The sequence below is a fragment of the Cupriavidus sp. WS genome (assembly GCF_000395345.1).
GTDB lineage: Bacteria > Pseudomonadota > Gammaproteobacteria > Burkholderiales > Burkholderiaceae > Cupriavidus > Cupriavidus basilensis_B.
This window is the reverse complement of record NZ_AQPL01000076.1, coordinates 1-8,525: the sequence shown is the minus strand read 5'-3', so window position 1 is coordinate 8,525 and position 8,525 is coordinate 1. Positions and strand designations below refer to the sequence as shown.

The 8,525-nt window shown below is 71.5% G+C and carries 7 protein-coding genes; 4 read left to right on the top strand and 3 right to left on the bottom strand.

The genetic code is table 11. The features are described 5' to 3' along the window. The 3 genes from K206_RS44625 to K206_RS0107705 form a co-directional block, all read left to right on the top strand. Positions 1-1,010 (top strand): flagellar hook-length control protein FliK (locus tag K206_RS44625; RefSeq protein ID WP_020201838.1); only part of this gene is annotated, 1,010 nt, incomplete at its 5' end. Positions 1,011-1,158: 148 nt separating this feature from the next. After that, a complete protein-coding gene (alkB, locus tag K206_RS0107710; RefSeq protein WP_020201837.1) occupies positions 1,159-1,815 on the top strand; it encodes a DNA oxidative demethylase AlkB in 657 nt (218 codons plus the stop codon). Between the two features lie 119 nt (positions 1,816-1,934). After that, entirely contained in the window at positions 1,935-3,029 is a 1,095-nt protein-coding gene (locus tag K206_RS0107705) for a glycosyltransferase (protein ID WP_020201836.1), read from the top strand. 43 nt (positions 3,030-3,072) lie between these two features. Here K206_RS0107705 and K206_RS0107700 read toward each other — a convergent pair whose 3' ends face one another. From K206_RS0107700 to K206_RS0107690, 3 genes are all read right to left on the bottom strand, one after another. Further along, positions 3,073-3,531 (bottom strand): thioesterase family protein, encoded by a 459-nt coding sequence (locus K206_RS0107700; protein WP_020201835.1) that lies wholly within the window; start codon positions 3,529-3,531, stop codon positions 3,073-3,075. Between the two features lie 146 nt (positions 3,532-3,677). Further along, on the bottom strand, positions 3,678-6,263 hold the full coding sequence (acnB, locus tag K206_RS0107695) for a bifunctional aconitate hydratase 2/2-methylisocitrate dehydratase (protein ID WP_020201834.1): 2,586 nt from the start codon (positions 6,261-6,263) through the stop codon (positions 3,678-3,680). A 220-nt stretch (positions 6,264-6,483) separates the two neighbouring features. Beyond that, positions 6,484-7,170 (bottom strand): M24 family metallopeptidase, encoded by a 687-nt coding sequence (locus K206_RS0107690; RefSeq protein WP_020201833.1) that lies wholly within the window; start codon positions 7,168-7,170, stop codon positions 6,484-6,486. Between the two features lie 189 nt (positions 7,171-7,359). Here K206_RS0107690 and K206_RS37750 point away from each other — a divergent pair, with 189 nt between their 5' ends. After that, a complete protein-coding gene (locus K206_RS37750) occupies positions 7,360-8,376 on the top strand; it encodes a GlxA family transcriptional regulator (RefSeq protein ID WP_020201832.1) in 1,017 nt (338 codons plus the stop codon). Positions 8,377-8,525: the final 149 nt, after the last annotated feature.

The window sequence follows — 8,525 nt, the reverse complement described above, 5'->3', positions numbered from 1 at the left end:
TGCCCGGCCTGAAGGACCCCACGCTGCCGTCGGCCGCCGCCGCCGGCACTGCCGCGGCCGACGCCGCGGCGGCGGCCTCGAGCGCCGCCGACACACTGGCCACCATCGCGTCCCAGCGCGCCGCGCTGCAGCCCGTGCCGCAGCACACCGCCGCCACGCAGGCCGCCGACCGGCCCGCCACCGCCGCCACGACCGATGCCGCCAAGGCCGGCCCCGACCTGGCCGCCAGCCTCAAGACCGCCATCGCCGGCCAGCAAGGCGGCGGCGCCAGTGGCGGCGGCCAGTCCGCCGGCCAGCAGGGCACCGCCGGCCAGCAGCACAAGGCGCCGCTCCAGCCTGGCGAAGCCACCGGCGCCAGGAGCCCGCTGGCGCCCGCCGCCGACACCGCCGCGGCCGCCGCCCCGACCAGCGCGTCGCAGTTCGCCGCCGCCCTGCGCGCGGCCGAGCCCGCCGCCACCGAGGCGGCTCCCGCCGACACGGCGGCCAGCACCCTGGCCGCCGCCGGCACGATGGCCGCCGGCCCCGCGCCGACCAGCAGCGGCCTGTCGCCCGCGACCTCGCTGCCGGTGGCGCCGCCGGTCGGCGACGGCCAGTGGCCGCAGGCGCTCAGCCAGCAGATGGTGCGCCTGTCGACGCAGGGCAACCACACCGCCGAGCTGCAGCTCAACCCGCCCGACCTCGGCCCGCTCAAGGTCGTGCTCAGCGTGGTCAACGACCAGGCGCAGGCGCAGTTCGTCTCCCCGCACGCCGCCGTGCGCGCGGCGGTGGAAGCCGCGCTGCCGCACCTGCGCAGCGCGATGGCCGACAGCGGCATCCAGCTCGGCCAGGCCTCGGTCGGCGCCGACAGCTTTGCCGGCCAGCCCGGCAGCGGCCAGCCGCAGCAGCAGCGCCAGCCCGGCAGCCAGCAGACCGCCTTCGGCGCGCCGGCGGGCAGCCAGCCGGCCCCGGCCGGCGCCGTTGCCGCGCCCGCGCGCACCCTGGCCCGCGGCGAGGTCGACACCTTCGCGTGATCCCGGCCGCGCACGGCGGGCCGGCGCGCACCAGCGCCCCGCCCGCCGGCGGCCATCGCGGACCACGCGCGCCAGCGCGAGCCAGCGCGCGCGATCGCGCCTACCATGTGGTTTGAGCGCAGGCCCGCCGCCTGCGTCCCCGGCCACCATGACCTTCGATCTCTTCGATTCCCTGCCGCAGCTGGACCCGCCCCACGCCGAGCCGCTCGTGCCCGGCGCGACCGTCCTGCGCGGCTTTGCCCGCGCCCATGAGCAGGCGCTGCTCGCCGCCGTGCGCGAGGTCGCCGCGCGGGCGCCGTGGCGCCACCTGATCACGCCGGGCGGGCAGCGCATGTCGGTGGCGATGACCAACTGCGGCCGGTTCGGCTGGGTCTCCGACGCCAGCGGCTACCGCTACGAGCCGGCGGACCCGCTCGGCGGCGCGCCGTGGCCGCCGATGCCCGCCAGCTTCCTGGCGCTGGCGCGCGCGGCCGCCGCCGAGGCCGGTTTCGCGGGGTTCAGCCCGGACGCCTGCCTGCTCAACCGCTACCTGCCCGGTACGCGCCTGTCCCTGCACCAGGACCGCGACGAACTCGACCTGCGCGCGCCCATCGTCTCGGTCTCGCTGGGCCTGCCCGCGGTCTTCCTGTTCGGCGGCCTGCGGCGCGCCGACCCGTGCCAGCGCGTGCGCCTGGCCCACGGCGACGTGGTGGTGTGGGGCGGCCCGGCGCGGCTGGCCTTCCACGGCATCGCGCCGCTGGCCGACGGCGACCACCCGCTGACCGGGCGCGAGCGCATCAACCTGACGTTGCGCAAGACACGCTAGCCGGCGCCGCCGCCATTGCCGAAAACGCGCGACTGCGCGTATGCTGCTCGCGCCGCCGGCATCTCCCGGCAGCGGCATCTCCCGACAGCGCTCCCGACCCTCCCGACAGGACATCCGAATTGCCCCGCATCTGCCTGAACATGATCGTGAAGAACGAGGCGCCCGTGATCGCGCGCTGCCTCGCGTCGGTCAAGCCGTGGATCGACCGCTGGGCGATCGTCGACACCGGCTCCACCGACGGCACCCAGGCGCTGGTGCGCGCGTGCATGGACGGCCTGCCCGGCGAACTGCACGAGCGGCCGTGGGTGGACTTTGCCCACAACCGCAACGAAGCGCTAGCGCTGGCGCGCGCCAACGCCGGCGCCGGCGACTACGTGCTGTTCATCGACGCCGACGAGACCCTGCGCGTGCCGCCCGGCTTCCGCTGGCCCGCGCTGAGCGCCGACGGCTACCGTTTCCTGTGCGAGCTGGGCGGCTGGCACTACCGGCGCAACGCGCTGGTGGCCGCCGGCCAGCCGTGGCGCTGGGAAGGCGTGCTGCACGAATACCTGACGCAGGACGCGCCGCACGCATGGCAGCACCTGGACGGCCCCGCCATCGTGGTGTCGCGCGACGGCGCGCGGGCGCGCGATCCGCATACCTACCTGCGCGACATCGAGGTGCTGGAGTGCGCGCTGGAGAAGGAGCCGGCCAATCCGCGCTACCGCTTCTACCTCGCGCAGAGCTACCGCGACGCGGGGAACGTGGAGGCCAGCCTCGCGCAGTACCGCGCGCGCGCTGCGCTGGAGGGATGGGACGAGGAGCGCTGGTTCGCGCTGTTCCAGATCGGCGTGCTGACCGAACGGCTGGCCGCGGCGGACGCGAGCGTCGCCGCCGGCGCCGTGCGCGACGCCTACCTGGCCGCCTACCAGGCGCGTCCGGCGCGCGCCGAGCCGCTGTGCGAGCTGGCCCGCTGGCACCGCCTGCGCGGCGAGTTCGCGCAGGCGCACCTGTACGCGCAGCAGGCCGCGGCGCTGGCGGTGCCGGACGACTCGCTGTTCGTCGACACCTCGGTCTACACCTGGCGCGCGCTCGACGAACTCGTGGTCAGCGCTTACTACATCGGCGCGCTCGACCAGGGCCGCGCCGCGCTGCGCAAGCTGCTGGCCGACCGGCGGTTTCCCGAGTCCGAGCGCGCCCGCATCGAGGCCAACCGGCCGTTCTACGGTTTGTAGGCGCTCGCCTTGCGCCGGCTCCCTGTGCCGCAGCCGGCGCCGCTCAGCCGCGGTCGACCCAGTTGACCCGGGGAAACTTGCTGGCGAACGCCGCCGGCATCGGCATCACCTGCTTGCGCGCATAGCTGAAGAAGACGAAGCCGGACTTGGCCAGCGCGATCAGCGCGCCGTCGCTCGGGCGCGTGATGCGGAAGGTGATGTCGCCGCCGTAGCGGTTGAAGTCCATCACGCCCACCTCGAACAAAAGCTGGTCGCGCGCATGCGCCTCGTTGCGGTAGGTGGTGGCGAGATCGGTGACGATGGTGCCGACCTGCTCGGTCTCGGCCGCCTCGCCGTCGCCGCTGCGCAGGTCGAACAGGAAACGCGCGCGCGCCTCGGAGATCATCGAGATCATCGAATCGTTGCCGAGGTGGTTGGCGCTGTTGATGTCCGTCACGCGCACCGTGAGATGGGTGCTGTAATAGTACTGGTCTTCGGGGAACTCGAGCTTGAGGCGGGCCATGATGCGGTGAAGGCGTGAGCGTGGAATGGGCAAAAAGAAAGGCCCCGGGAAGGGGCCTGACTGGGACTGCTGGCGAGGAGTGCCGACCGTTGGCTCCCCTCTCCCGCCTGCGGGAAAGGGGAGCACACCACCGCCGGTCCCGTGCCTTACATCGACACCGTATCCGCCACGTCCTTGAAGTCTTCGATCTGGTCGAAGTTCATGTACTTGTAGATCTTGTCGCCGTTGGCGCTCAGCACGCCCATGTCGGCCATGTACTCTTCCTTGGTCGGGATGCGGCCGAGGCGCGAGCAGATGGCGGCCAGTTCGGCCGAGCCCAGGTACACGTTGGTGTTCTTGCCCAGGCGGTTGGGGAAGTTGCGGGTGCTGGTGGACATCACCGTGGCGCCTTCGCGCACCTGTGCCTGGTTGCCCATGCACAGCGAGCAGCCCGGCATTTCGGTGCGGGCGCCGGCGGTGCCGAACACGCCGTAGTGGCCTTCCTCGGTCAGTTGCTTGGCGTCCATCTTGGTCGGCGGGGCGACCCACAGCTTGACCGGGATGTCGCGCTTGCCTTCGAGCAGCTTGGACGCCGCGCGGAAGTGGCCGATGTTGGTCATGCACGAACCGATGAACACTTCGTCGATCTTGGCGCCGGCCACGTCGGACAGGGTCTTGACGTCGTCCGGGTCGTTCGGGCAGGCCACGATGGGCTCGTGGATGTCGGCCAGGTCGATCTCGATGACCGAGGCGTATTCGGCGTCGGCGTCCGGCTGCAGCAGCTCGGGGCTGGCCAGCCAGGCTTCCATCGCCTTGATGCGGCGCTGCAGGCTGCGCGCGTCGGCGTAGCCTTCGGCGATCATCCACTTCAGCAGCGTGATGTTGCTGTTGATGTATTCGATGATCGGTTCCTTGTTCAGGCGCACGGTGCAGCCGGCGGCCGAGCGCTCGGCGGAGGCGTCGGACAGCTCGAACGCTTGCTCGACCTTCAGGTCGGGCAGGCCTTCGATTTCCAGGATGCGGCCGGAGAAGATGTTCTTCTTGCCTTGCTTGGCCACGGTCAGCTCGCCCGACTTGATGGCGTACAGCGGGATCGCGTTGACCAGGTCGCGCAGGGTCACGCCGGGCTGCATCTTGCCCTTGAAGCGCACCAGCACCGATTCCGGCATGTCCAGCGGCATCACGCCGGTGGCGGCGGCGAAGGCCACCAGGCCCGAGCCCGCCGGGAAGCTGATGCCGATCGGGAAGCGGGTGTGCGAGTCGCCGCCGGTGCCGACGGTGTCGGGCAGCAGCATGCGGTTCAGCCACGAGTGGATCACGCCGTCGCCGGGGCGCAGCGAGATGCCGCCACGGGTGCTGATGAACTGCGGCAGCGTGTGGTGGGTCTTGACGTCCACGGGCTTCGGATACGCGGCGGTGTGGCAGAACGACTGCATCACCAGGTCGGCCGAGAAGCCCAGGCAGGCCAGGTCCTTCAGCTCGTCGCGGGTCATCGGGCCGGTGGTGTCCTGCGAGCCGACCGAGGTCATCTTCGGTTCGCAGTAGGTGCCCGGGCGCACGCCCTTGCCTTCGGGCAGGCCGCAGGCGCGGCCGACCATCTTCTGGGCCAGCGTGTAGCCGCGGCCGGTGTCGGCCGGGTTCTGCGGCAGGCGGAACAGCGTGGACGGGGCCAGGCCGAGCGCTTCGCGCGCCTTGGCGGTCAGGCCGCGGCCGACGATCAGCGGAATGCGGCCGCCGGCGCGCACTTCGTCGAACAGCACGTCGGACTTGACCTGGAATTCGGCGACGACCTGGCCGTTCTTCAAGGCCTTGCCGTCATAGGGGCGCAGTTCGATGACGTCGCCCATTTCCATCTGCGACACGTCCAGCTCGATCGGCAGCGCGCCGGCGTCTTCCATCGTGTTGTAGAAGATCGGGGCGATCTTGCTGCCCAGGCACACGCCGCCGAAGCGCTTGTTCGGCACGAACGGGATGTCTTCGCCGGTGAACCACAGCACCGAGTTGGTGGCGGACTTGCGGCTGGAGCCGGTGCCGACCACATCGCCCACGTAGGCGACCAGGTTGCCCTTTTCCTTGAGCGATTCGATGAACTTGACCGGGCCGCGCTTGCCGTCTTCTTCCGGGGTGATGCCGGGGCGCGCGTTCTTCAGCATGGCCAGCGCGTGCAGCGGGATGTCCGGGCGGGTGGTGGCGTCGGGGGCCGGCGAGAGGTCGTCGGTGTTGGTTTCGCCCGAGACCTTGAACACCGTCACGGTCAGGCTTTGCGGCACTTCCGGGCGGCTGGTGAACCATTCGGCATCGGCCCAGCTTTGCAGCACGGACTTGGCGTTGGCGTTGCCCTGGTCGGCCTTTTCCTTGACGTCGTGGAAGGCATCGAACATCAGCAGGGTCTTCTTGAGCGCGGCGGCGGCGACGGTGCCGACTTCGGCGTCGTCCAGCAGCTCGATCAGCGGCGAGATGTTGTAGCCGCCCAGCATGGTGCCCAGCAGTTCGGTGGCGCGCGCGCGCGTGATCAGCGGGCAGGCTTCCTTGCCCAGCGCCACGGCGGCCAGGTACGAGGCCTTGACCTTGGCGGCATCGTCCACGCCGGCCGGCACGCGGTGGGTGATCAGCTCGACCAGGGCCTGCTCTTCGCCGGCGGGCGGGTTCTTCAGGAGTTCGATCAGCTCCGCAGTTTGCTTCGCGGTCAGCGGCAGAGGGGGAATGCCAAGCGCGGCGCGTTCGGCTACATGGGCGCGATAGGTATCAAGCATGGGATCCTGCGGGGTAATAGGGGTTGGGAAGACCTAGTTGTGCCGTGATTGTAGAGTGAAGTGCGCCCGCGGTCAAATGTCTTATATCTTATATAAGAGTTGAATTACACAATCACAGTAAAAACAATGACTTGGACTTCCCACCCCGTCGGAAACCCACAACAGGAGACCTTGACCAAATTGCTCGGGCAATCCCCGGGAAAGGCCCCGGCGAGCCCGTTCAGCCGTAGTGCGCGTCGTCCAGCAGCATGTCCTCGAAGAACGCGCCGAAGCGGTGCCGCGGGTCGCGCAGGTGGATTTCCAGGATCCAGCGCATCGGCAGCGGGCAGCTTTCCAGGTCGGCCAGCGAGCCGGTGTAGATGGTGGCGTGCGGGAAGTCCGAGACGCGGTGGCCGGGCAGGTCGAAATTCAGCTCCCAGCCCATCTTGCGCGCGGTGCGGTCGGCGTGGTCGTAGAGCGCGTGGCCGGTCAGCCCTTCCTTGCGCCAGACCGCGCGCACGTCGTGGAACAGCGCCTCGGCGTCGCGCGCGCAGCGGGCGTATTCGGCGTCGTGGCCGACCGTGAAGCTGGCGCCGCCGTCGCCCTCCCAGGCGTCCACGCGCGGGGCGATGTCGATGAAGAAAAGGTCGTTTTCCCGCAGTACCACGCCGGGCACCGAGGCTTGCTTCATCGGCTTGATGGTGTTGCCGCCGAAGCGCACGCGGGTGGGGTGCCAGCTCAGCGCGAGGCCGGCGTCGAGCAGCACCGAGCGGGCCATCGCCACGGCGTCTTCCTCGACCATGCCGGGCGCCACGCGGGCGGCGATCTCGCGGATGGCCTGGCGCGTCTTGTCGCGCGCCAGCAGCATGCCGTCGACGGAAAAGGCGGGGCCGACACGTTCGGCGGCGGCAACATCGGTCTTTGTCATGGGGTCTCTCCGGGTCGGGTGGCGCGCGCCGTGTGCGGCGCCGGTCAGGAACCAGTATGGAGAGCGGGCGGCCCGGGCAGAACCGCCTCCGGCGGTGCCCTGGCGCCAAATGGCGGCGTTTTCGCGCCAGCGCGGGCCGCGCCGCCCGGCTAACATGGCGGCCATCGCCTCCCGCCATCCGGCCCGCCCATGAACCGATCCGTCGCCATCCTTGTCTTTCCCGGCGTGCAGGCGCTGGACGTCAGCGGCCCGCTCGACGTGTTCGCCGAGGCCAACCGCTTCCTGCTGCCCGGGGACCGCTACCAGCTCGGGCTGATCGGCACCGAGCGCGGGCCGGTGGCCTGCTCCAACGGCATGGTGCTGCACCCCCAGCGGCATTTCGCCGACATCGACGCCAGCGCCGGCGCCGACACCGATGTCCCCGGCCTGCTGCTGGTGGCGGGCGGCCCCACGCTGCCCGAGCGGGCCTTTCCCGCCGCGCTGTACGCGTGGCTGCGCCAGGCCAGCCAGCGCGCCGCGCGCTTCGGCTCGATCTGCAACGGCGCCTTCCTGCTGGCCGGCGCCGGACTGCTCGACGGGCGCACCGTGACCACCCACTGGAACGACGTGGCCGCGCTGGCCGCGCGCTGCCCGGCCGCCCGCGTGGAGGCGGACCGCATCTACGCGCAGGACGGCAGCCTCTACACCTCGGCCGGCGTCACCGCCGGCATCGACCTGTCGCTGTACCTGCTGGCGCAGGACCACGGCGAGGAAGTGGCGCTCGACGTGGCCAAGCGGCTGGTGGTGTTCATCCGCCGCGCCGGCGGCCAGTCGCAGTTCAGCCCCTACCTGACCCCGCTGGCGGAGGCGGCGTCGCCGGTGGCGCAGGTCCAGCAGTATGTGCTGGCTCACCTCACCGAAGATCTCACCCTCGACCGGCTGGCGGCGGTGGCCAGGATGAGCAGCCGCAACTTCTCGCGCATCTTCGCGCGCGACGCCCGCGCGACCCCGGCCGAGTTCGTCGAAAGCGCCCGGCTGGACGCCGCCCGCGTCATGCTCGAGCGCAGCGCGGTGCCGCTGAAGACGGTCGCCTACGCATGCGGGTTCCGCGATCCGCATCACATGCGCGCGGTGTTCCGCCGCCGGCTCGGCGTCTCGCCGCAGCAGTACCGGCACAGCTTCGGCGGCCCGGCCGACGCGCAAGCGCCAATGGAATCAAGCAGTTAGCCGGCCGGCGCGGCAGCGCGGGGCGCGCCGGGCCGCCGCGCGGCCGGCCGCGCGGAGTGGCGCCGGCCATCCACGGCGCCGCCCTGCAGCCCCCCCGCCACCACCGGCCACCGCCCGCCGCGCGGCCCGGGGCGCGGGTCTGCGGCGGG

Bases quoted from the DNA above. Each gene is read 5' to 3' on its own strand.
- K206_RS0107690 (WP_020201833.1), bottom strand. From the start codon at position 7,170: ATGACAAAGACCGATGTTGCCGCCGCCGAACGTGTCGGCCCCGCCTTT.
- acnB (WP_020201834.1), bottom strand. From the start codon at position 6,263: ATGCTTGATACCTATCGCGCCCATGTAGCCGAACGCGCCGCGCTTGGC.
- K206_RS0107700 (WP_020201835.1), bottom strand. From the start codon at position 3,531: ATGGCCCGCCTCAAGCTCGAGTTCCCCGAAGACCAGTACTATTACAGC.
- K206_RS37750 (WP_020201832.1), top strand. From the start codon at position 7,360: ATGAACCGATCCGTCGCCATCCTTGTCTTTCCCGGCGTGCAGGCGCTG.
- alkB (WP_020201837.1), top strand. From the start codon at position 1,159: ATGACCTTCGATCTCTTCGATTCCCTGCCGCAGCTGGACCCGCCCCAC.